We start from the raw sequence: 20,500 nt of genomic DNA, 5'->3' as shown, positions 1-20,500 counted from the left end.
CCCACTTCTTGATCACACAGGAGAAACACCATGGCGAAGCCGCCTGTGCGCAAGCCTAAGAAGAAGGTCTGCGCTTTCTGCAAGGACAAGACCGCTTACGTGGACTACAAGGACACGAACATGCTGCGGAAGTTCATTTCCGACCGTGGCAAGATCCGTGCCCGCCGCGTTACCGGCAACTGCACGCAGCACCAGCGTGACGTCGCCACGGCCGTGAAGAACAGCCGTGAGATGGCGCTGCTGCCCTACACGTCCACCGCGCGATAAGGAAAGGGTGACCGACTAATGAAGATCATCCTGACCCACGAGGTCTCTGGCCTCGGCACCGCCGGCGATGTCGTCGACGTCAAGGACGGTTACGCTCGCAACTACCTGGTCCCGCGTGGTTTCGCGATCCGCTGGACCAAGGGCGGCGAGAAGGACGTCGAGCAGATCCGTCGTGCTCGCAAGATCCACGAGATCGCCACCATCGAGCAGGCCAACGAGATCAAGGCCCGCCTCGAAGGCACGAAGGTCCGTCTGGCTGTTCGCTCCGGCGACGCCGGCCGTCTCTTCGGCTCCGTCACCCAGGCCGACGTCGCTGCGGCGATCAAGGCTGCCGGTGGCCCGGACGTGGACAAGCGTCGCGTCGAGCTCGGCTCGCCGATCAAGACCCTGGGCGCGCACCAGGTGTCCGTGCGTCTGCACGCCGAGGTCTCCGCGAAGGTCGGCGTCGAGGTCGTCTCCGCCTAAGCGTTGCGCTCGGTAGAGCATGAGAAGGGCCGCACCCCCTGGGGTGCGGCCCTTCTTGCTGTGGGTACGACGGTCGATGTTTCACGTGAAACACGACGCCTTGAAGCTTCGGACGGCTTCGAAGACCTTGCGACGCTTTTGGGCGCCATGTTTCACGTGAAACATCGGTGGCCGTGCGGGTGCCCTGAGGCCATCTTTGTACGTACGCGGTTCAGCGCGTCGCACCCGTCACCAGCCAGCGTCCCGAGCGGGCACGGAGCCACAGCGTCAGCATCCGGACGGCCATCATCAGGGTCATCGCCCACCACAGGGCGGTGAGTCCGCCGCCGAGCGTCGGGACCAGCAGTGCCACCGGGGCGAAGACGGCGAGCGTCAGCAGCATGGCCCGGGCGAGATACGGGCCGTCGCCCGCGCCCATCAGGACGCCGTCGAGCACGAAGACGACGCCCGAGAGCGGCTGGGAGAGGGCCACCACCAGCAGGGCGGGCACGAGCGCGTCCTGGACGGTGTGGTCGCTGGTGAACAGCGGCATGAACAGGGGTCGGGTGACGGCGATCAGCACACCGAGCCCCACTCCGGCGGCGATACCCCACTCCACCATGCGGCGACACGCCTGCCGTGCGCCTTCGGTGTCCTCCGCCCCGAGATAGCGGCCGATGATGGCCTGCCCGGCTATGGCGATCGCGTCGAGGGCGAAGGCCATCAGGCTCCACAGGGACAGGATGATCTGATGGGCGGCGATGTCGGCGTCGCCGAGCCGGGCGGCCACGGCGGTCGCGATCATCAGGACGGCGCGCAGCGAGAGCGTACGGATGAGCAGCGGCACTCCGGCCTGGGCACTGGCGCGTATGCCCGCCGCGTCCGGGCGCAGCGAGGCGCCGTGGCGCCGGGCTCCTCGGACGACCACCGAGAGGTAGACGGCGGCCATGGCGAACTGGGCGATCACGGTGCCCCATGCCGAGCCGGCGATGCCGAGTCCGGCACCGTAGACGAGTCCCACATTGAGCGCGGCGTTCATGGCGAATCCGCCGATGGCCACATACAGCGGGGTTCTGGTGTCCTGGAGGCCGCGCAGGACGCCGGTGGCCGCGAGCACGACGAGCATGGCGGGGATGCCGAGCGCCGAGATGCGCAGATAGGTGATGGCGTACGGGGCAGCCGTGTCCGAGGCGCCGAAGACGTCGACGAACCAAGGAGCGGCGGGCAGGACGACGGCGATGACGGCGGCGCCGAGGAGCAGGGCGAGCCAGATGCCGTCCATGCCCTGGCGGATGGCGGCCGGGAGATCTCCCGCGCCGACACGGCGTGCGACGGCGGCGGTGGTGGCGTAGGCGAGGAAGACGAAGACGCTCACGGCGGTGGTGAGGAGCGCCGCCGCGATACCGAGACCGGCCAGTTGCGGGGTGCCGAGGTGGCCGACGATCGCGCTGTCGGCCATGACGAAGAGCGGTTCGGCGACGAGCGCGCCGAAGGCGGGCACGGCGAGGGAGACGATCTCGCGGTCGTGTCGGCGCCGGGTGTCCTTCGGTGCCACTGGGGCCTGTGTCATGGACTCAATCTAATCTTCCACAGGTAAGAGATGCAATGGACTTTGGATCCTTACCTGAAGGGTGGGGCGCGGCTCGGCCGTGCGCCGTTTGTCGTGATCTTGGGCCAGCCGGGAAAGTTTTTCTCCCCCACAGCCGGTGGATGGAAAAACCGCAGGTCAGGGTGGTGTCTTCGGGGGTGCTATGACTTTGTCCACAGTGCTGTCCCCCGGTCCGTGCACAGGTTCTGCGGGGTTCTCCACAGCATCTGGTCGGTCGTCCACATGGCCTGTGGATAACCAGATTGGCTGACGGTGCCGACGGGCCTAACGTGGACCGGCGCCCGACGCGCCGGAAGCGGAGTCGGGCCGCTCGTTTTGTCAGTGTCGTGCCGTACAAAGAGTGGCACGGCTAGGTCCGCGGAGCGGACGGGAGGAGGTGGCCCGGTGAGCATTCCCGAGCCCTTGGACGACCCCTGGGCCGACAGCGGTCCGGGTGACCGTCTGCCCGTCTCCCGCCCCCGCCGCGCCGACGGACGGGGCCGCGGCCGCGACGACCAGCACGACCGGGGCAGCGAGAGCGAGTCCTGGGACGGCGGTGGCTCGTCCGGCTTCGAGCGGGTTCCCCCGCAGGACATCGACGCGGAGCAGTCCGTCCTCGGCGGCATGCTGCTGTCCAAGGACGCCATCGCCGACGTCGTCGAGATCATCAAGGGCCATGACTTCTACCGGCCCGCCCACGAGACCGTCTACACGGCGATCCTCGACCTCTACGCCAAGGGCGAGCCGGCCGACCCGATCACCGTCGCGGCCGAACTGGTCAAGCGGGGCGAGATCACCCGCGTCGGTGGCGCCTCGTATCTGCACACGCTGGTCCAGTCGGTGCCGACCGCGGCCAACGCCTCGTACTACGCGGAGATCGTCCACGAGCGGGCCGTGCTCCGCCGGCTCGTCGAGGCGGGTACCAAGATCACGCAGATGGGATACGCGGCGGACGGCGACGTCGACGAGATCGTCAACTCCGCCCAGGCCGAGATCTACGCCGTCACCGAGCAGCGCACCAGCGAGGACTATCTGCCGCTCGGCGACATCATGGAGGGAGCGCTCGACGAGATCGAGGCGATCGGCTCCCGCAGCGGCGAGATGACCGGTGTCCCCACCGGCTTCACGGACCTCGACTCGCTGACCAACGGTCTGCACCCGGGCCAGATGATCGTCATCGCGGCTCGTCCCGCCATGGGTAAGTCCACGCTCGCGCTGGACTTCGCGCGTGCCGCGTCGATCAAGCACAACCTGGCCAGCGTCATCTTCTCCCTCGAAATGGGGCGCAACGAGATCGCGATGCGTCTGCTGTCGGCCGAGGCGCGCGTGGCCCTGCACCACATGCGTTCGGGCACCATGACGGACGAGGACTGGACCCGTCTCGCGCGCCGGATGCCCGAGGTCTCGCAGGCGCCGCTCTACATCGACGACTCCCCGAACCTGTCGATGATGGAGATCCGTGCGAAGTGCCGTCGGCTCAAGCAGCGCAACGACATCAAGCTCGTGATCATCGACTATCTGCAGCTGATGCAGTCCGGTGGTTCCAAGCGCTCCGAGAGCCGTCAGCAGGAGGTCTCGGACATGTCCCGTAACCTCAAGCTGCTGGCCAAGGAGCTGGAGGTCCCGGTGATCGCGCTCTCGCAGCTGAACCGTGGTCCCGAGCAGCGCACGGACAAGAAGCCGATGGTGTCCGACCTGCGTGAGTCCGGCTCCATCGAGCAGGACGCCGACATGGTCATCCTGCTGCACCGCGAGGACGCCTACGAGAAGGAGTCACCGCGGGCGGGCGAGGCGGACATCATTGTGGGCAAGCACCGTAACGGCCCCACGGCGACGATCACGGTCGCCTTCCAGGGCCACTACTCGCGCTTCGTGGACATGGCGCAGACCTGATCGGGCCCCAACCGAGGCTCCCGACGCGCCTCATGCGTGTAGGGAGAAAACCGGTCGACGCCGCCCTGGTGCGGGGAGAGACCATGGGCCATGACCTCATCACCGCACTCGCGGGTCGTCCCGCTCATGACCACGGCCCCCGATGAACTGCTGCCCAGCACGCAGCGTGCCCTGATCCACCGCATCGCCGCCGCCCAGTCCGAGGGCAGGGCTCCTTCGGTCGTCGCCGCCGTGGTGCGGGACGGCCGGATCGTCTGGACGGGCTCGCGCACCTCGGTCGAGGGGCACGGGCCGGACGCCGACGTCCAGTACCGCATCGGCTCGATCACCAAGACCTTCACGGCCGTTCTGGTGATGAGGCTGCGCGACGAGGGGCTGCTCGACCTCAACGACCCGCTGGAGAAGCATCTGCCCGGCACCGGGGTGGGTGAGGTGACCATCGCCCAACTCCTGGGCCACAGTGCGGGGTTGGCGGCCGAGACGCCCGCCCCCTGGTGGGAACGGAGTCCGGCGTCGCTGCGGCCTGAGCTCTCGGACGTACTGGGGGACAAGCCGCTGCTGCATCCGGTCGGTAGGCTGCACCACTACTCCAACCCCGGTTACACGCTGCTCGGTTCGCTGGTCGAGGCGGTCCGTGGGGTGTCCTGGGAAGAGGCGCTGCGCACCGAGGTGCTTGGGCCCCTGGGGCTGAACCGGACGAGCGTGCAGCCTGTCGCCCCGCATGCGGGTGGCTGGGCCGTGCACCCCTGGGCCGATGTGCTGCTCCCCGAGCCGTCCGAGGACCTGGGCATCATGGCGCCCGCCGGTCAGCTGTGGTCGACGGCGGCCGACCTCTCCCGCTTCGCGGTCTTCCTCTCCGAGGGCGACGACCGGGTGCTGAGCGCCGCGGGCGTACGGGAGATGCGCACGCCGTCCGCGCCGCCCGAGCCGGGGGACTGGCAGGGCGGTTACGGGCTCGGCGTGCAGCTGGCCCGGCAGGACGGCGGCCGCACCCTTGCCGGGCACACCGGCTCGCTGCCCGGGTTCGTCGCCGGGCTCTGGATCAGCGTGGAGGACGGCGTCGGCGCGGTCACGCTCGTCAACGCCACCTCGGGCACGCCCGCCGCCACGGTCGCCGCCGATCTCGTACGGATCGTCGTCGAGGCCGAGCCGAAGCTCCCCGAGCCCTGGAGTCCCCTGCCCGAGGTCGACCACACGCTGCTGGAGCTCACCGGCCCCTGGTACTGGGGCACTTACGCCTATGGCCTGCGCCTGACCAAGGACCGCGGAGTGGCGCTGGAGCCGCTGCGCGGAAGCGGTCGCGCGGCGCGGTTCGAAGCGCTGGCCGATGGCACCTGGGTGGGGCTCAACGGCTACTACCAGGGGGAGATCCTTCGGGCGATGCGCCGCCCTGATGGCACGGTGAGCCATCTCGACCTCGGCTCGTTCGCCTTCACCCGCGAGCCGTACGGGCCGGGGGACGCGGTACCGGGAGGTGTGGACCCGGAGGGCTGGCGCGGGGTGTGATGTTTCACGTGAAACATGGGTCCTCCGCCGCGTGAAACGGCTTCCGTCGCGCGCCAGGCACCGAGCCCTCAGAGGGATTTCTTGAAGCCCAGATGGGACGCCTCGAACCCCAGCCGCTCATAGAAGCGATGGGCGTCGGTCCGGGTGGCGTCCGATGTCAGCTGGACCAACTGGCAGCCCTGGCGCCCGGATTCATCGACCGCCCACTCGATGAGCCGGGTGCCGAGGCCGCTGCCGCGCTCGTCGGCGTGGATCCGTACGCCCTCGATGATCGAGCGGGTGGCGCCCCGCCGGGACAGGCCCGGGACGACCGTCAACTGGAGCGTGCCGACGACCCGTTCGCCCCGTACGGCGACAACCACGTGCTGGTTGGGGTCTTTGGCCAGCCGCTCGAAGGCGGAGAGATACGGGGTGAGGTCGTCCGGCGACTCGCGTCGGGCACCCAGTGGGTCGTCCGCGAGCATCGCCACGATCGTCGGGATGTCCTGCTGCTGCGCCGGCCGTATCGCAAGATCGCTCATGACCCGGAGACTACGCCGGGACGCGGAGTTCCTCGACGGCTCGGACCAGCGGGGCGAGCTCCGGGTTCCGCGCGGCCTCGTCCAGTGCCTCGCGCAACGCGCTGTCGTTGGTGGGCCGGGCCGCGGAGAGCAGTTCCTGACCGGACTCCGTGACATCGGTGTAGATGCCGCGCCGGTCGGTGTCGCAGAGGTACCGCGTGAGCAGACCGCGGTCCTCCAGGCGGGTGACCAGGCGGGTCGTGGCGGACTGGCTCAGGACGACCGCGTCCGCGACCTGCTTCATCTGCAGATGGCCGCCCGGGCCGCTGTGCTGGCGGCTGAGGACGTCGAGGAGCGAGTACTCGCGCACGCTCAGCCGGTGCCCGGACTGCAGGGCCCGCTCGATATGGGCCTCGATCCTCCCGTGCAGCAGGGAGAGGGCGCACCAGCCCTGGGAGAGGGCGGTGAGCGCGGGGTCCGTCGCTGTCATGCGTCTGTCCTCCGTCCGGAGCGGCTTGAGACCAGGATAGGCCACGAGTGCAATAGCCCGCGCTTGCGATTAACCCGCGTCTGCAATTATTGTGAACGCTCGTAAGGCGCTCGTGCAATCTCCTGGAAAGGTGAGTCCATGCCACTCGCGCTCCTAGCCCTCGCCATCGGGGCGTTCGGGATCGGCACCACCGAATTCGTGATCATGGGGTTGCTCCCCGAGGTTGCCGACACCTTCGGTGTCACCATCCCCACCGCGGGTTACCTGGTCACCGGATACGCGCTGGGTGTCGTGCTCGGCGCCCCGCTGATGACCGTGCTCGGCACCAAGATCTCCCGCAAGCGCATGCTGATGCTGCTGATGGGCTTCTTCATCGTCGGCAATGTGCTCTCCGCCGTCGCCCCCGTCTTCGGGCTCATGCTGGCCGGACGGATCGTCGCCTCCCTCGCGCACGGTGCGTTCTTCGGTATCGGCTCGGTCGTCGCGGCCGACCTCGTCGCCCCGCAGAAGAAGGCCGGAGCCATCGCGATGATGTTCACCGGTCTGACCGTCGCCAATGTGATCGGCGTTCCCCTGGGCACCCTCGTCGGCCAGCAGATCGGCTGGCGTACGACGTTCTTCATCGTGGCCGCGCTGGGTGTGCTCGGGCTGCTCGGCGTCGCCAAGCTCGTCCCCGACATGCCGAAGGCCGAGGGCGTCCGGCTGCGCCACGAGATCGCCGCGTTCCGCAATGTGCAGGTGCTGCTCGCGATGGCGATGACCGTGCTCGGCTTCGGCGGGGTCTTCGCCGCGATCACCTACGTGACGCCGATGATGACCCACGTCACCGGCTACGCCGACTCCTCCGTCACCTGGCTGCTCGTCCTGTTCGGACTCGGCATGGTCGCCGGGAACCTGATCGGCGGCCGGTTCGCGGACCGGGCCCTGATGCCGATGCTCTATGTCTCGCTCAGCGGACTCGCCGTCGTACTGGCGCTGTTCACCCTCACCGCGCATGACAAGACGGCCTCAGCCGTCACCGTCTTCTTGATCGGCGCGCTCGGTTTCGCCACCGTGCCGCCGCTGCAGAAGCGGGTTCTCGACCAGGCCGCGGGTGCCCCCACTCTCGCCTCCGCCATGAACATCGGCGCCTTCAACCTCGGCAACGCACTTTCCGCCTGGCTGGGCGGACTCGTGATCTCGGCCGGTCTCGGCTACACCGCCCCGAACTGGGTCGGCGCCGCGCTCGCCGCCTCGGCGGTCGTCCTCGCGGTCATCTCCAGCGGCTTGGAACGGCGTACGGCGAAGGAGGGCGGCCGGGTCGTCGCAAGCGCCGCCGTTCCTGAACCGGTGCCTGTCCCCGCCGGTCGTCGCTGACCGCCTGCCGACACCCCCACCGGCCGACAACCCGACCCGCCCTACTGCCTTAACTGCACCACCGCATCAAGGAGTTACCTCTCATGACCGTCACCCCCATCGCCGTCGCCCCGCTTACCACCCAGGACGCCGAAGCGCTCATCGAGGCGGCACGGGCCGCTGCCGAGGACGCCGGAGTCACGGTCGCTGTCACCGTGCTGGACGCGGGCGGCCATCTGCTCGCCTTTCGCCGGGACGACCGTGCCGTCCTGATCGCGGGCGAGACCAGCACCCGCAAGGCGTACACCGCACTTCAGCTGAACGCCGCGACCGCCGATCTCGTCGACGCGGTGCAGCCGGGCGGGCTGTTCCACACCCTGCCGACCGCGCTCGACAGGCCGCTGCTCTTCATCGCGGGCGGTGTCCCCGTCCACCGCGACGGCCGGCTCATCGGGGCCGTCGGCGTGGGCGGCGGAGCCCCGGACCAGGACCACGGCTTCGCCACGGAGGCCGTGCGCCGACTCGGCTGAGGACCGGCCTCCGTAGCGGCGCGATGCCCTCAGCCAAGGCGCCGATTAGCCCGCCGCGACCGTCAGGGGAGCGAAGCGGCGGGTCCAGTCGCCGGGCAGACCCGGGATGTTGCGCGTCATTACCGCGTTGAAGGCGAGCGGCTCCAGGCCGTTTGCCTTCAGCCAGTCGAGCAGTTCCTCGTGACGTACGTCGATGTCGGTACGCAGCGGGCGGTCCGTGCCCGCCGCGAGCGAGGCGACCAGGGCCTTCGCGGTCTCCGTGTCCCGGGCGACCAGCGGGCCCACGACATGGGTCTCCATGTTCGGCCAGGCCGCCGCGTAACCAATGAGGCCCCCCGAGTCCTCGGCGACCCGCAGCTGGTCGGCGAAGGCGGGCAGCCGGGTGAGCACATGGGTGCGGTCGCGGCCGAAGACCTCGGCGTCCAGCCGCAGCATGGCGCTCAGATCGTCGGCGGTCGCGGGGCGGGTGGCCACGGTGGGGGCCGGACCGGAGGGGCGGAAGTGGCCACGGACCATCTCCACGCGGCCGGTGACCTCGAAGCCCAGCTGTTCATAGAGCGGCTGCCCGAACGGCGTGGCGTGCAGGGTGACCGGCTGGTCCCCGAGCTCCGCCAGGACGTGCTGCATCAGCCGTCGCCCCACGCCCTGCCGGGCGAATTTCTCGGCCACCAGGACCATGCCGATGGCGGCCAGATCCGGCGTGTAGGACGTGACCACGCAGACCGTGACCAGCCCCTTGCCTTCCGGGTCGTCGATTCCGTAACCGGTTCCCGCAGTGAGCAGCAGGCCCCACTTGTGCTCCTCGCGCGGCCAGCCGCGGTTCTCGGAGAGGTCGGCGCAGGAAACGAGGTCGTCAATGGTCAGACGGCGGATCGGAAGCTCGGCGAGCGGTGAGGGCATGGAGATCAGGCTGTCCGATAAACCCTTACCGCGTCCACCGTTTTGCGTATACGGGACGTTGCTTTCGGCCACGCTCTGTCAGTCCGTGCTGCGGATGTTTCACGTGAAACAGGGACCGAGAGCGTTGTTTCACGTGAAACATGGAGCGGGTGTACGTCTCCGGGCACTGCCCGGGGTGCCCGGCGGTGGGCCGTAACCACGGGTACTAGCCTCGGCGTACATGGCGAGACTTCATCTCTTCGACCTCGACGGCACCCTCATCAAGGGGTCCGCCGCACCTGTCGAGATATCCCGGCAGCTCGGGCTGCTGGACGAGATCGGCGAGCTGGAGCGGGACCTGGCCCAGGGCAGGATCGGCCCGCCCGAGTACGCGGTGCGGGTGCACGGCCTGTGGTCCGGGCTGACCCAAGCCCATGTGGCGGCGGCCTTCGCGTCGGCGCCCTGGCTCATCGGGATCCAGGACGTATGGCGCGACATCCGGGAGCGCGGCGACTACTGCGCCGTCATCTCGCTCTCACCGTCGTTCTTCGTGGAGCGGCTGCTGGGCTGGGGAGCCCATGCGGCACATGGCTCTGTCTTCCCCGAGGTGCCGTTCACCCGGCCCGTGGACCCGGCCGGGATCCTCAACGCGTCCGCGAAGGTGGGTGTCGCGGAGCGGCTGCGTGCCGAGTTCGGCGTCGGCCGTGCGGACTGCGTCGCGTACGGGGACTCCATGTCGGACGTGGAACTCTTCGCTGCGGTGCCGGTATCCGTCGCCGTGAACGCGGACCACCATCTCGCCGGGCGCGCCACCCACACGTACACGGGCGGCGACCTCCGAGAGGCCTACGCGCTCGCACAAGTCAAACGAGCCTAACGGGAAAGCGGGTTCGGATACCCGGGATTCCTGCTATTTGTCCCCGCCCGGCTCGTCCACCTGACATGCTCCGTTACGGGAGGGACGGGACTCCCGGACGTCGGTTCCTACGGCCAGAGGTTCGAGGCGAGACAAGGAATGAACGCTCCGACCACCACGTCGACCGACGCTGTGCTGATACGCCGCACACTCGCGGAGATCGCACCGTTAGCGGACAAGGTCACGTCGTACTTCTACGCTCTGCTGTTCATAGGCGATCCGGAGCTGCGCACGCTTTTCCCCGCAGCCATGGACGCCCAGCGCGACCGGTTGCTCAAGGCGCTGCTCACGGCCGCCGAGCATCTGGAGAACACCGCCACACTCACCGAATATCTGAGACAACTGGGCCGGGGCCACCGCAAGTACGGGACCCGGCCCGAGCATTACCCGGCCGTCGGCGAGGCGCTGATCGGCGCGCTGGTCCGGTATGCCGAGAAGACCTGGGACGACGCGACCCAGCAGGCCTGGATCCGCGCGTACACGACGATGTCCCAGATCATGATCGACGCGGCCGACGAGGACGAGCGGCGCGCACCGGCCTGGTGGTACGCGGAGGTCGTCTCGCACGATCTGCGGACCCCGGACATCGCGGTGGTCACGCTCCGCCCGGACCAGCCGTACCCCTTTCTGGCGGGCCAGTACACCACCCTTGAGACGCCCTGGTGGCCGCGCATATGGCGGCACTACTCACTGGCCTCGGCGCCGCGTGCCGACGGGCTGCTGTCGCTGCACGTCAAGGCGGTTCCGGCCGGCTGGGTCTCCGGCGCCCTGGTCCATCGCGCGCGGCCCGGAGACACCCTGCGCCTGGGGCCGCCCGCCGGGTCGATGGTCGTCGACCACAGCACCGACAACGGCATGCTCTGCCTGGGCGGTGGCACCGGCATAGCGCCCATCAAGGCGCTGGTCGAGGACGTCGCCCGGTACGGCGAGCGCAGGCCGGTCGAGGTCTTCTACGGCGCCCGCAGCAACCACGACCTGTACGACATCGACACTCTGCTGCGGCTCCAGCAGGCGCACTCCTGGCTGTCGGTGCGGCCGGTGATCTCCGACAGCCCCAGCCGGGGACTGACCGGACGGCTGCCCGACGCGGTGCGCGAGTACGGGCCGTGGAATTCGTACGACGCTTTCGTGTCGGGGCCGCCCGGCCTGATCCGCAGCGGGGTGACCACCCTGCGGGACATCGGGATCCCGTCGAACCGCATCCGGCACGACTCGGTCGAGGAGCTCGTCGCGGCCAACGACTGAGGCCGCGCGGTCCCGGATCAGCCCAGGTCGGGCGCGTGCATCGCCCGTACGCCCTCGATGTTGCCGTCGAGGTAGTGCCGCAGCGACAGCGGTACGAGGTGGACGGAGGCGATCCCGACGCGGGTGAACGGGATCCGTACGATCTCGTACTCGCCGCACGGCTCGTCCACTTCGGGGCCGTGCCGCAGGGAGGTGTCCATGGAGTCGAGCCGGCAGACGAAGAAGTGCTGCACCTTCACCCCGGTGGCCCCGCCGTCGGCGCCGATGTGCTCGACGGTGTCGACGAAACAGGGCACCACATCGGTGATCTTCGCGCCGAGTTCCTCGTGCACCTCGCGGTGCAGGGCCTCGACGACGGTGGAGTCCTCCGGCTCGACGCCGCCACCGGGGGTGAGCCAGTACGGATCCATGCCGGGCTTGGTGCGCTTGATCAGGATCAGGTCGTCGCCGTCCAGGAGGACGGCTCGTGCGGTGCGCTTGACCACGGGTCGGACGGTCATGGGAGGAATGTGGCCCGTGACGACGGCCGCGAAACTTGCTCGGCTCCGGTCGATGCTTCGCTCAGCTCCAGTCGACCGCCGCGCGCAGCAGCCACTCCTGCGCCCGGGCGATGTGCGGCCGGGCCAGCGTGCCCGCCCGCACCGCCAGGAAGTACGTCCGCAGCGGCGGCACCGGCGGGTCGAGCAGCGCCACGAGCTCGCCCCTTTCCAGCGCCCCCTCGCACAGATAGCGCGGCAGTACGGCCAGCCCCGCGCCCGCGATCACCGTCTCCAGGACCGCCCGCAGATCGGGCGCGACGACCGTGCCCGCGGTGGTCGGCTTGGTGTCGAAGACGGCGGCCCAGTAGCGCGACACCAACGGCAGCGACTCGTGCACCTCCACCACGGGGATGTGCTCCAGTACGCCGGGGCCCCCGCGCCGCAGCGCACTCGGCGCGAGCCGTCCGGCCCAGCGCACACCCGCGACCAGCACATGCTCCTCGTCGCACAACGGGGTCGAGCTGAGCAGCCGGCCGCGCGGGCGGGCGGTGGCGATGGCCAGGTCGTGGTGGCCCGCGGCCAGGCCCTCCAGGGTCTCCTCGGCGTTCCCGAAGGAGGCGCGCAGCGCCAGACCCTGCGGGACGAGCGCGGTCAGCGCGGGCAGTGCGCGCAGCGAGGTGAACTCGGGCGGCCCCGCGAGATGCAGGGTGCGTATCCCCGAGTCCTCGTACAGCCCCGACTCGGCGATCTCGACCAGCGCGTCCAGATGCGGGGCGGCCCGCTGCGCCAGCTCGTCGCCGATGGTCGTGGGGGTCACGCCCCGGGCCTGGCGCAGGAAGAGCGGGCGGCCCAACTGCCGTTCCAGCGTGCGGATCTGGCTGGTCACGGCGGGCTGCGAGAGGCCGAGCAGAGCGGCGGCCCGGGTGAAGGAACCGGCCCGGTGCACCGTCACGAACGTACGCAGCAGGGCGAGGTCCATGGGTGCCCTCCCGTCCCGAAACTGCCTCACACCGTCCCCGGCCGGACACAACTATAAATATGTCGATAGGTCTCTGTCGCTACTGTGATTGGACACTGACACAGAGTCAACTAGCCTTGGTGGCGCGGTTCTTCGCGCGTGGAACCGGGGCGGTCCGAGCCAGGAGGGGGGAGGCTCGGACCGCCCGCCGCTCCGGCGCGCAGCCCATTACGAGGCAGCCGCTTCGTCCAGTGCACGGCGTACGTCCGCGACCAGGTCGGCGGTGTCCTCGGCCCCGGCGGAGAAGCGGATGAAGCCCTCCGCGACCTTGTCGCCGCCCCAGCGGCCGCGCCGCTCGGCGGTGGAGCGCACCCCGCCGAAGCTCGTGGCGTCGTCCACCAGACGCAGTGCCGTAAGGAACCGCTCCGCGTGCGCGCGGTCGGGCAGGTCGAAGGAGACGACGCAGCCGAAGCGGCGCATCTGCGCGGCGGCCTGGCGGTGCGAGGGGTCGGACGGCAGCCCGGGATGGCGCACCCCCGAGACCTCGGCCCGCTCGGACAGCGCCTGGGCGACGGCCAGCGCGTTCGCCGACTGGCGGTCGGCGCGCAACTGGAGCGTGGACAGCGAGCGATGGGCCAGCCAGGCCTCCATCGGCCCGGGGATCGCGCCGACGACCTTGCGCCATTTCCGTACGCGCGCGGCGAGTTCGGGATCGCGGCACACCACATAGCCGAGCAGCAGATCGCCGTGGCCGGTCAGGCCCTTGGTGCCGCTGGCCACCGCGAAGTCCGCGCCCAGTTCCAGCGGGCGCTGGCCGAGCGGGGTGGCCAGGGTGTTGTCGACCGCGACCAGCGCGCCCGTCTCGTGCGCGGCCCGGGCGAGCCGTCGGATGTCGCAGACGTCCAGGCCCGGGTTGGACGGCGTCTCGATCCACAGCAGCGCGGCGCCGTCCAGGACGGCCAGCTGGGCGTCACCGGCGGTCGGCGCGGTGCGCACCTCGACGCCGTACGCCGCCAGCTGCTCGCGCACCAGCGGCAGCGCCTGATAGCCGTCGTCCGGCAGCACCACGGCGTCGCCCACGCGCGCGTGGGAGAGCAGTACCGCCGAGACGGCCGCCATCCCGGAGGCGAAGACGATCGCCTCGGCGGGCTCGTCCGGAGACTCCAGCTCGGCGAGGGCCCGCTCCAGATGGGTCCAGGTCGGGTTGGTGTCGCGGCCGTAGGTGTAGGGGCCCACCGCCTCGCCCGGGAGGTGGAAGTGGGCGGCGAACACCGGCCCGGGCAGCGAGGGTTCGTACGCCACCGGATCGGGAAGACCGGCCCGTACTGCTCTGGTGCCGTCGCCCGGTGCGTCCGCAGGGTTCACACCCGCGCTCACGGATCAGTCCTTGTCGTCGGGCAGGACCATGTGCATGGCCCACGACACGATCGAGATGATCAGGCCACCAAGGACCGCCGTCCAGAACCCGTGGACGTGGAAGTTCAGGTTGAGCTTTCCGGCCAGCCACGAGGTGAGCAGCAGCATCAGGGCGTTGATCACGAAGGTGATCAGGCCGAGCGTGAGGATGAACAGCGGGAACGACAGGAACTTCACGATCGGCTTGACGACGAAGTTCACCACGCCGAAGACCAGCGCGACCAGGACCAGCGTCAGGGCCTTCTTGCCCGTGTTGTCGCCGGTCAGGGTGATGTCCTTGACCAGCCAGATGGCGACGGCCAGGGCCGCCGCGTTGGCGATCGTCTTGACTACGAAATTCTTCATGTGTCTGATCGTGGCAGACGTGATCGGTACCAGGCAGGGGCGGACGGCGATGAAGGAATTCCGGCTTGACGAACTGGAGGCGGAGCGCGCCGCCAACGACGGCGCGTATCTGCAGTTTCTGCGCGAGCGGAACATGTCGGCGGGGCTGTACGCGCTGGACGCGGGGGCCCAAGACCCGCAGACACCGCACGCCCAGGACGAGATCTACTTCGTGGTGAGCGGCCGCGCGTCGATCACCGTGGGCCTGGAGACCACGCAGGTGGCGCGCGGCAGCGTCGTCTACGTACCGGCCGGCGTGGTGCACCGTTTCCACCATGTCGTCGAGGACCTGAGGGTTCTCGTCGTCTTCTCTCCCCCTGAGAGCTGAGGGTCGACCCCGGTTTTCCCTAGGGGGCCGGTCAGGGGAGTCCAAGGGCTGCGAGGCCCCCGTTCGGTATCCCCTCGCCCCTAGCATCGGATGTGTCGAAGGCAGCAGCCCAAGACTCCAGGAGCTTCAGAGAGCGAAAGAGGTAAGGACGATGGCCACACGGGAGATATTCGCGGGGATGCCCTGGTGGGTGAAGTGGGTCGCCGTGCCCGTCATCGCCCTCGCGGTGTTCGGCGGTCTGATCGCCAGCGTGGTCGGCTTCCTGTTCGGACTGCTCTTCAAGGCGCTGATCTTCGTGGCCCTGGTCGGCGGTCTGATCTACGTCGTACGGAGGTTCATGTCCTCCTCCTCGTCCTCGCGCGGCGACTGGTAGACAGCGGGCCGAGTGCGTACGGGCCCGGGTCCATCGGGCACCGCGCTCGTACAACAAGCACAGGGATTAGCCCGGCTGAGGGAACGGATCCGTCCGGACCCCCGTGGCGCCGGAGGCGGCCGTTAAGGTGAAAAACCTCTGCTGCCTCGGGCGGGCCTCTTGCCCGTCAGCACGCCTGGGGGTGACCCGTGGCCACGGCTGCGAACGCCGCTGTCCCTACCCTGATCGGCTCGGTCCAGCGGGCGTTGCGCCTGCTGGAGGCCGTGGGCGCCCATATGGACGGCGCGCCCGCCAAACAGCTGGCGCGCGAGGCGGGGCTGCCGCTCCCGACCGCGTACCACCTGCTGCGCACGCTCACCCATGAGGGTTATCTGCGCCGGGAGAACGGGGTGTTCGTCTTCGGCGAGGCGGCTGAGCGGTTGGCGCATGGCGGAGCTCTGCAGAATCGTCGCAGCAAGATCAGCCGGTCGCTCGCCCAGTGGCGCGACGCCATCGGTGTTCCCGTCTACTTCGCCGTCTACCGCGAGGGCGAGATCGAGCTCGTCGCGGTGGCCGACACGCCGTCGGCGCCCGCCGTCGAGGAGTGGGCCGACTTCCGCGAGACGGGCCATGCGCACGCGATCGGGCAGTGCCTGCTGAGCCAGCTCGACGAGAAGTCCCGCGAGGACCATCTGGACCGGCATCCGGTCCGCAGGATCACCCCCTATTCGGTACAGGACCGCCGCGCTCTGCTTGACCGTCTGGCGGCTACGGAGCGTATGCGTCCGGTGGTCGAACGACAGGAGTACGCGGTGGGCACGGTGTGTGCGGCGATCCCCATCACGGCTGGTTCCGGCGCCGCCACCATGGCCATCTCCCTCCCCCTTCACCAGCAAGAACGCCTGCTTCCGGCGATCGAGCAGCTGCGCGGCGAAGTGGGGAGACTGCTCGGTTCCCTCGCGTTCTCTATCAGTATCTGAAATCTCACTCCTTGTGATCTGCTAGCCCTTACAGCACGATTGCGTCAAGAGGGCCAGAGGGGATCATTCCTGGCCGGATCCGGATACAGCGGGGTAGATGATGCGTGAGTCGGTCGAGGCAGAGGTCATGATGAAGTTCCTCGTCTCCGAGGAGCTCTCGTTCAGGATCCCGGTGGAGCTGACCTACCGCGCGGTTGATCCGTACGCGATCCGGATGACATTCCATCTGGCCGGCGACGCGCCTGTGACCTGGGCGTTCGGGCGGGAGTTGCTGCTGGACGGCATCAACGCGCCGAGCGGCGACGGGGATGTGCACATCGCGCCGACCCGCCCCGAGGAGCTCTCCGACGTCCACATCCGGCTCCAGGTCGGCGGCGAGCGGGCACTGTTCCGGGCCGGAGCGGCATCCCTGGTGGCCTTCCTCGACCGCACCGACAAGCTCGTACCGCTCGGGCAGGAGCGCGCGCTCGGCGACTTCGACGGGAATCTGGACGAGGCGCTGGGCCGGATCCTGGCCGAGGAGCAGAACGCGGGCTGAGCACCTGCCTCTTGCGCTACTTCTTGCGGCGGCGCCCGCGTCCGCCGCGCATCGGCCCGGCCGAGGCCGCCGGGCGGTCCGCCGAGACGACCAGGGCGGCCAGCAACGTGGTCACCGGGACCGAGGCCACCAGACCGATCGAGCCCACCAGCGTGCGGACGATCTCCTCCGCGACGAGCTCGCTGTTGGCGACCGTCCCCACGCTGCTCTGCGCGATCGAGAAGAGCAGCAGCAGCGGCAGCGCCGCGCCCGCGTACGCCAGGACCAGGGTGTTGACCACGGACGCGATGTGGTCGCGGCCGATCCGGATGCCCGCCCGGTACAGGCCGCGCGGCCCCATCGTCGGGTTCGCGTCGTGGAGTTCCCACACCGCCGAGGTCTGGGTGACCGTCACATCGTCGAGCACACCCAGCGAACCGATGATCACCCCGGCGAGAAGCAGGCCGGACATGTCGATGTGCGGGTAGAGGCCGTGGATCAGCCCGGTGTTGTCGTCGGTGTTGCCGGTCAGCGACGCCCAGCCGATGAAGAGCGAGCCGAGCAGTCCGATCAAGACAAGCGAGACCAGGGTGCCTAGGACAGCGACCGACGTACGGGCCGAGAGGCCGTGGCACATATAGAGCGCGATCAGCATGATGGCGCTCGCTCCGACCACCGCCACGAGCAGCGGGTTCGAGCCTTGGAGGATCGCCGGGAGGATGAAGAGCGTCAGCACCGCGAACGAGACGACCAGCGCGACCAGCGCCATCACCCCGCGCAGCCGGCCCACGACCACGACCGCGAGGGCGAAGATCCCCGCGAGCAGCGCCATCGGGAACCGGCGGTTCACATCGGTCACCGAGTACTGGAGATCGTGCGGCGCGTCGGGGGCGTAGGCCACGATCACGCCCTCTCCCTTGTGGAGTTGGCGCGGGGCGTCGGGCTGGACGATCTCGGTGAAGGTGCGCCCCTTCTCCTTGCCGGACGTGACCTCGATGGTGGCCTTCGCGCACTGGCCCTGCTGGGCGCGCTTGGCCTCCTGGCCCTCGGCGGTCGAGGTGTCGCCGTTGGACGGGGTCTGACCGGCGTTGACCGTCTTGCAGTCGACCTTCTGGATGCCGACGACCTTGGCCTGCTGGGTCTGGCGGTCGAATCCGACGCCGGTGCGCTGGTGCGGCGGGGTGCCGCCGGGCCACAGGACGGCCAGGCCCACCACGACGGCCACCGAGAACGGGATCAGCACAGCGGCGATCACCTTGCGGAGGTGCTTCGAGACAGGGGCCGCCGGGCCATGGCTGTGGGAGTGCCCATGGGCCTGGCCGTGCGGGTGTCCGTGGGCGTCTTCGGGTGGGTGCTGTGTTGACGTCACCGCCAGATCATCGCAAGAACAGGGGGTCCCCTCTGTTCAGCGCGCTCGATATGACGCTAGCGTGGTGACACCTTTGCACACGCGGGAGCTCGGAGCACCGGGCTGAGAGGGCGCTGAAATCCGTACGAACGGTACGGAAACGGCTGCGCCGACCGCCGAACCTGTTACCGGGTAATGCCGGCGTAGGGAGTAGGTCTCATGACCATTCAGGACGCACGCACGCCTGCCTCGAACCAGAACGAGGCCGGGAAGTCCATCGGCTGGCACAAGGGGTACGTCGAGGGTTCGCGCCCCGACCTCCGGGTGCCGGTCCGCCAGGTGCACCTCACCAACGGCAAGGACGTCACGCTGTACGACACGTCCGGGCCGTACACCGACCCGAACGTCGAGACGGACGTCCGCCGCGGTCTCGCCCCGCTCCGCGAGAACTGGATCATCGCGCGCGGTGACACCGAGGAGTACGCGGGCCGTCCGGTCCGCCCCGAGGACGACGGCATCAAGCACACCTCGCCGCGCGGCGGCCTGAAGAACCTCGACGCGGTCTTCCCGGGCCGCCCGCGCCAGCCGCGCCGGGGCCGGGCCGGCCAGGCCGTCACCCAGCTCGCGTACGCCCGCCGGGGCGAGATCACCCCGGAGATGGAGTACGTGGCGATCCGCGAGAACGTCTCGCCCGAGGTCGTCCGCGAGGAGATCGCGGCCGGGCGCGCGGTGCTGCCCGCGAACGTCAACCACCCGGAGATCGAGCCGATGATCATCGGCAAGCGGTTCCTGGTGAAGGTCAACGCCAACATCGGCAACTCCGCCGTCACCTCCTCCATCGAGGAGGAGGTCGACAAGATGACCTGGGCGACCCGCTGGGGCGCGGACACGGTCATGGACCTCTCCACCGGCCGCAACATCCACACCACCCGCGAGTGGGTGCTGCGCAACTCCCCCGTCCCGATCGGCACGGTGCCGCTCTACCAGGCCCTGGAGAAGGTCGACGGCAGGGCCGAGGAGCTGACCTGGGAGGTCTACAAGGACACGGTCATCGAGCAGGCCGAGCAGGGCGTCGACTACATGACCGTCCACGCCGGTGTGCTGCTGCGGTACGTGCCCCTGACCGCCCGCCGCAAGACGGGCATCGTCTCGCGCGGCGGCTCGATCATGGCCGCGTGGTGCCTGGCGCACCACAAGGAGTCGTTCCTGTACGAGAACTTCGAGGAGCTCTGCGAGATCCTCGCGGCGTACGACGTCACGTACTCCCTCGGTGACGGCCTGCGGCCCGGCTCCATCGCGGACGCCAACGACGAGGCGCAGTTCGCGGAGCTGCGCACGCTCGGCGAGCTCAACACGATCGCCAAGCGCCACAACGTGCAGACGATGATCGAGGGCCCGGGACACGTCCCGATGCACAAGATCAAGGAGAACATCGACCTCCAGCAGGAGATCTGCGAGGAGGCCCCGTTCTACACGCTCGGGCCGCTGACCACCGATGTGGCGCCCGCCTACGACCACATCACCTCCGGTATCGGCGCCGCGATGATCGCCTGGTGGGGCACCGCGATGCTCTGCTACGTCACGCCCAAGGAGCACCTGGGGCTGCCCAACCGGGACGACGTGAAGACCGGTGTCATCACGTACAAGATCGCGGCGCACGCCGCCGACCTCGCCAAGGGGCACCCGGGCGCACAGGAGTGGGACGACGCGCTGTCGGACGCCCGCTTCGAGTTCCGCTGGGAGGACCAGTTCAACCTGGCCCTCGACCCGGACACCGCCCGGGAGTTCCACGACGAGACGTTGCCCGCCGAGCCGGCGAAGACCGCGCACTTCTGCTCGATGTGCGGTCCGAAGTTCTGCTCGATGAAGATTAGCCAAAGCATCACAGAGCGGTTCGGCGGTGACGCGGCTCTGACCTCGACGGATGAGGAGGTCGCTGCCGGGATGCTCCAGAAGTCCAAGGAGTTCGCGGAGAGCGGCAACCGTGTGTACCTGCCGCTGGCGGACTGATCCGACTGACGAGCGCTGTCCCGGGATGGCTTTTCCCGGGCGGCGCCCCGGCGTACCCGTTCGGCGCAGCACCCGCGAGTCGGCTGTGTGTGAGTGTCCCGGCGCGGTTCGCTGAGGAGGCAACGCCTTCGTAGG

22 protein-coding genes are annotated in these 20,500 nt (G+C 69.2%); 13 read left to right on the top strand and 9 right to left on the bottom strand.

What is annotated here, in order from left to right; all coding sequences use genetic code 11:
* Positions 1 to 30 precede the first annotated feature (30 nt).
* Positions 31 to 267 (top strand): 30S ribosomal protein S18, encoded by a 237-nt coding sequence (gene rpsR, locus ACT1U9_RS15480; RefSeq protein WP_005315025.1) that lies wholly within the window; start codon positions 31 to 33, stop codon positions 265 to 267.
* 18 nt (positions 268 to 285) lie between these two features.
* Positions 286 to 732, top strand: a complete 447-nt coding sequence (gene rplI, locus ACT1U9_RS15475) for a 50S ribosomal protein L9 (RefSeq protein WP_444538862.1) — start codon at positions 286 to 288, stop codon at positions 730 to 732.
* 211 nt (positions 733 to 943) lie between these two features.
* Here the strand turns inward: rplI and ACT1U9_RS15470 are convergent, their stop codons facing one another.
* Positions 944 to 2,281 (bottom strand): MATE family efflux transporter, encoded by a 1,338-nt coding sequence (locus tag ACT1U9_RS15470; protein WP_444538861.1) that lies wholly within the window; start codon positions 2,279 to 2,281, stop codon positions 944 to 946.
* A 423-nt stretch (positions 2,282 to 2,704) separates the two neighbouring features.
* On the opposite strand from ACT1U9_RS15470, the gene dnaB reads away from it, so the two are divergent.
* Both dnaB and ACT1U9_RS15460 read left to right on the top strand, forming a co-directional pair.
* Positions 2,705 to 4,192 carry a replicative DNA helicase gene (gene dnaB / locus ACT1U9_RS15465; RefSeq protein ID WP_444538860.1) on the top strand — a complete coding sequence of 496 codons (1,488 nt, stop codon included), beginning with the start codon at positions 2,705 to 2,707 and terminating at the stop codon, positions 4,190 to 4,192.
* A 126-nt stretch (positions 4,193 to 4,318) separates the two neighbouring features.
* Positions 4,319 to 5,698: a serine hydrolase domain-containing protein gene (locus tag ACT1U9_RS15460; RefSeq protein ID WP_444539121.1), complete on the top strand. Its 1,380-nt coding sequence runs from the start codon at positions 4,319 to 4,321 to the stop codon at positions 5,696 to 5,698.
* Between the two features lie 68 nt (positions 5,699 to 5,766).
* Here the strand turns inward: ACT1U9_RS15460 and ACT1U9_RS15455 are convergent, their stop codons facing one another.
* The gene (locus ACT1U9_RS15455) at positions 5,767 to 6,219 is read right to left on the bottom strand and encodes a GNAT family N-acetyltransferase (RefSeq protein ID WP_444538859.1); all 453 of its coding nucleotides are present in this window, start codon (positions 6,217 to 6,219) and stop codon (positions 5,767 to 5,769) included.
* A gap of 10 nt (positions 6,220 to 6,229) precedes the next feature.
* Positions 6,230 to 6,688, bottom strand: a complete 459-nt coding sequence (locus ACT1U9_RS15450) for a MarR family winged helix-turn-helix transcriptional regulator (protein WP_444538858.1) — start codon at positions 6,686 to 6,688, stop codon at positions 6,230 to 6,232.
* A 138-nt stretch (positions 6,689 to 6,826) separates the two neighbouring features.
* On the opposite strand from ACT1U9_RS15450, the gene ACT1U9_RS15445 reads away from it, so the two are divergent.
* Together ACT1U9_RS15445 and ACT1U9_RS15440 are read left to right on the top strand one after the other, a co-directional pair.
* Entirely contained in the window at positions 6,827 to 8,044 is a 1,218-nt protein-coding gene (locus tag ACT1U9_RS15445) for an MFS transporter (RefSeq protein WP_444538857.1), read from the top strand.
* Between the two features lie 83 nt (positions 8,045 to 8,127).
* Entirely contained in the window at positions 8,128 to 8,553 is a 426-nt protein-coding gene (locus tag ACT1U9_RS15440; RefSeq protein WP_444538856.1) for a GlcG/HbpS family heme-binding protein, read from the top strand.
* A gap of 45 nt (positions 8,554 to 8,598) precedes the next feature.
* Here the strand turns inward: ACT1U9_RS15440 and ACT1U9_RS15435 are convergent, their stop codons facing one another.
* Entirely contained in the window at positions 8,599 to 9,453 is an 855-nt protein-coding gene (locus ACT1U9_RS15435; protein ID WP_444538855.1) for a GNAT family N-acetyltransferase, read from the bottom strand.
* A gap of 220 nt (positions 9,454 to 9,673) precedes the next feature.
* Here ACT1U9_RS15435 and ACT1U9_RS15430 point away from each other — a divergent pair, with 220 nt between their 5' ends.
* Positions 9,674 to 10,309, top strand: coding sequence for an HAD family hydrolase (locus ACT1U9_RS15430; RefSeq protein ID WP_444538854.1), 636 nt, complete (start codon positions 9,674 to 9,676; stop codon positions 10,307 to 10,309).
* A gap of 30 nt (positions 10,310 to 10,339) precedes the next feature.
* Positions 10,340 to 11,593 (top strand): globin domain-containing protein, encoded by a 1,254-nt coding sequence (locus ACT1U9_RS15425; RefSeq protein WP_444539120.1) that lies wholly within the window; start codon positions 10,340 to 10,342, stop codon positions 11,591 to 11,593.
* A gap of 17 nt (positions 11,594 to 11,610) precedes the next feature.
* On the opposite strand, the gene ACT1U9_RS15420 is transcribed toward ACT1U9_RS15425, so the two are convergent.
* From ACT1U9_RS15420 to ACT1U9_RS15405, 4 genes are all read right to left on the bottom strand, one after another.
* A complete protein-coding gene (locus tag ACT1U9_RS15420) occupies positions 11,611 to 12,093 on the bottom strand; it encodes an NUDIX domain-containing protein (protein WP_444538853.1) in 483 nt (160 codons plus the stop codon).
* A 61-nt stretch (positions 12,094 to 12,154) separates the two neighbouring features.
* Entirely contained in the window at positions 12,155 to 13,051 is an 897-nt protein-coding gene (locus ACT1U9_RS15415; RefSeq protein WP_444538852.1) for a LysR family transcriptional regulator, read from the bottom strand.
* 207 nt (positions 13,052 to 13,258) lie between these two features.
* Complete coding sequence (locus tag ACT1U9_RS15410) at positions 13,259 to 14,407, bottom strand: cystathionine gamma-lyase (RefSeq protein WP_444538851.1); 1,149 nt, start codon at positions 14,405 to 14,407, stop codon at positions 13,259 to 13,261.
* Positions 14,408 to 14,410: 3 nt separating this feature from the next.
* The gene (locus tag ACT1U9_RS15405; protein ID WP_444538850.1) at positions 14,411 to 14,791 is read right to left on the bottom strand and encodes a phage holin family protein; all 381 of its coding nucleotides are present in this window, start codon (positions 14,789 to 14,791) and stop codon (positions 14,411 to 14,413) included.
* 49 nt (positions 14,792 to 14,840) lie between these two features.
* Between ACT1U9_RS15405 and ACT1U9_RS15400 the strand changes: the two genes are divergently transcribed.
* The 4 genes from ACT1U9_RS15400 (at position 14,841) to ACT1U9_RS15385 (ending at position 17,028) form a co-directional block, all read left to right on the top strand.
* Entirely contained in the window at positions 14,841 to 15,158 is a 318-nt protein-coding gene (locus ACT1U9_RS15400) for a cupin domain-containing protein (protein ID WP_444539119.1), read from the top strand.
* Positions 15,159 to 15,309: 151 nt separating this feature from the next.
* Complete coding sequence (locus ACT1U9_RS15395; protein WP_444538849.1) at positions 15,310 to 15,531, top strand: DUF5326 family protein; 222 nt, start codon at positions 15,310 to 15,312, stop codon at positions 15,529 to 15,531.
* A 188-nt stretch (positions 15,532 to 15,719) separates the two neighbouring features.
* Positions 15,720 to 16,490 carry an IclR family transcriptional regulator gene (locus tag ACT1U9_RS15390; protein WP_444538848.1) on the top strand — a complete coding sequence of 257 codons (771 nt, stop codon included), beginning with the start codon at positions 15,720 to 15,722 and terminating at the stop codon, positions 16,488 to 16,490.
* A 100-nt stretch (positions 16,491 to 16,590) separates the two neighbouring features.
* Entirely contained in the window at positions 16,591 to 17,028 is a 438-nt protein-coding gene (locus ACT1U9_RS15385) for an SsgA family sporulation/cell division regulator (RefSeq protein WP_444539118.1), read from the top strand.
* Between the two features lie 16 nt (positions 17,029 to 17,044).
* Here the strand turns inward: ACT1U9_RS15385 and ACT1U9_RS15380 are convergent, their stop codons facing one another.
* A complete protein-coding gene (locus ACT1U9_RS15380; protein ID WP_444538847.1) occupies positions 17,045 to 18,376 on the bottom strand; it encodes a YibE/F family protein in 1,332 nt (443 codons plus the stop codon).
* A gap of 198 nt (positions 18,377 to 18,574) precedes the next feature.
* On the opposite strand from ACT1U9_RS15380, the gene thiC reads away from it, so the two are divergent.
* Complete coding sequence (gene thiC, locus ACT1U9_RS15375; protein ID WP_444538846.1) at positions 18,575 to 20,365, top strand: phosphomethylpyrimidine synthase ThiC; 1,791 nt, start codon at positions 18,575 to 18,577, stop codon at positions 20,363 to 20,365.
* Positions 20,366 to 20,500 lie beyond the last annotated feature (135 nt).

This window comes from Streptomyces sp. BR1 (genome assembly GCF_052373795.1).
Taxonomy (GTDB): Bacteria; Actinomycetota; Actinomycetes; order Streptomycetales; family Streptomycetaceae; genus Streptomyces.
The sequence above is the reverse complement of the archived record's forward strand: the minus strand, read 5'-3'. Positions and strand labels throughout refer to the sequence as shown.

Bases quoted from the DNA above. Each gene is read 5' to 3' on its own strand.
- rplI (WP_444538862.1), top strand. From the start codon at position 286: ATGAAGATCATCCTGACCCACGAGGTCTCTGGCCTCGGCACCGCCGGC.
- ACT1U9_RS15430 (WP_444538854.1), top strand. From the start codon at position 9,674: ATGGCGAGACTTCATCTCTTCGACCTCGACGGCACCCTCATCAAGGGG.
- ACT1U9_RS15455 (WP_444538859.1), bottom strand. From the start codon at position 6,219: ATGAGCGATCTTGCGATACGGCCGGCGCAGCAGCAGGACATCCCGACG.
- ACT1U9_RS15400 (WP_444539119.1), top strand. From the start codon at position 14,841: ATGAAGGAATTCCGGCTTGACGAACTGGAGGCGGAGCGCGCCGCCAAC.
- ACT1U9_RS15415 (WP_444538852.1), bottom strand. From the start codon at position 13,051: ATGGACCTCGCCCTGCTGCGTACGTTCGTGACGGTGCACCGGGCCGGT.
- ACT1U9_RS15460 (WP_444539121.1), top strand. From the start codon at position 4,319: ATGACCACGGCCCCCGATGAACTGCTGCCCAGCACGCAGCGTGCCCTG.
- ACT1U9_RS15470 (WP_444538861.1), bottom strand. From the start codon at position 2,281: ATGACACAGGCCCCAGTGGCACCGAAGGACACCCGGCGCCGACACGAC.
- thiC (WP_444538846.1), top strand. From the start codon at position 18,575: ATGACCATTCAGGACGCACGCACGCCTGCCTCGAACCAGAACGAGGCC.
- ACT1U9_RS15435 (WP_444538855.1), bottom strand. From the start codon at position 9,453: ATGCCCTCACCGCTCGCCGAGCTTCCGATCCGCCGTCTGACCATTGAC.
- ACT1U9_RS15445 (WP_444538857.1), top strand. From the start codon at position 6,827: ATGCCACTCGCGCTCCTAGCCCTCGCCATCGGGGCGTTCGGGATCGGC.
- ACT1U9_RS15395 (WP_444538849.1), top strand. From the start codon at position 15,310: ATGGCCACACGGGAGATATTCGCGGGGATGCCCTGGTGGGTGAAGTGG.
- rpsR (WP_005315025.1), top strand. From the start codon at position 31: ATGGCGAAGCCGCCTGTGCGCAAGCCTAAGAAGAAGGTCTGCGCTTTC.
- ACT1U9_RS15440 (WP_444538856.1), top strand. From the start codon at position 8,128: ATGACCGTCACCCCCATCGCCGTCGCCCCGCTTACCACCCAGGACGCC.
- ACT1U9_RS15385 (WP_444539118.1), top strand. From the start codon at position 16,591: ATGCGTGAGTCGGTCGAGGCAGAGGTCATGATGAAGTTCCTCGTCTCC.
- ACT1U9_RS15405 (WP_444538850.1), bottom strand. From the start codon at position 14,791: ATGAAGAATTTCGTAGTCAAGACGATCGCCAACGCGGCGGCCCTGGCC.
- ACT1U9_RS15450 (WP_444538858.1), bottom strand. From the start codon at position 6,688: ATGACAGCGACGGACCCCGCGCTCACCGCCCTCTCCCAGGGCTGGTGC.
- ACT1U9_RS15420 (WP_444538853.1), bottom strand. From the start codon at position 12,093: ATGACCGTCCGACCCGTGGTCAAGCGCACCGCACGAGCCGTCCTCCTG.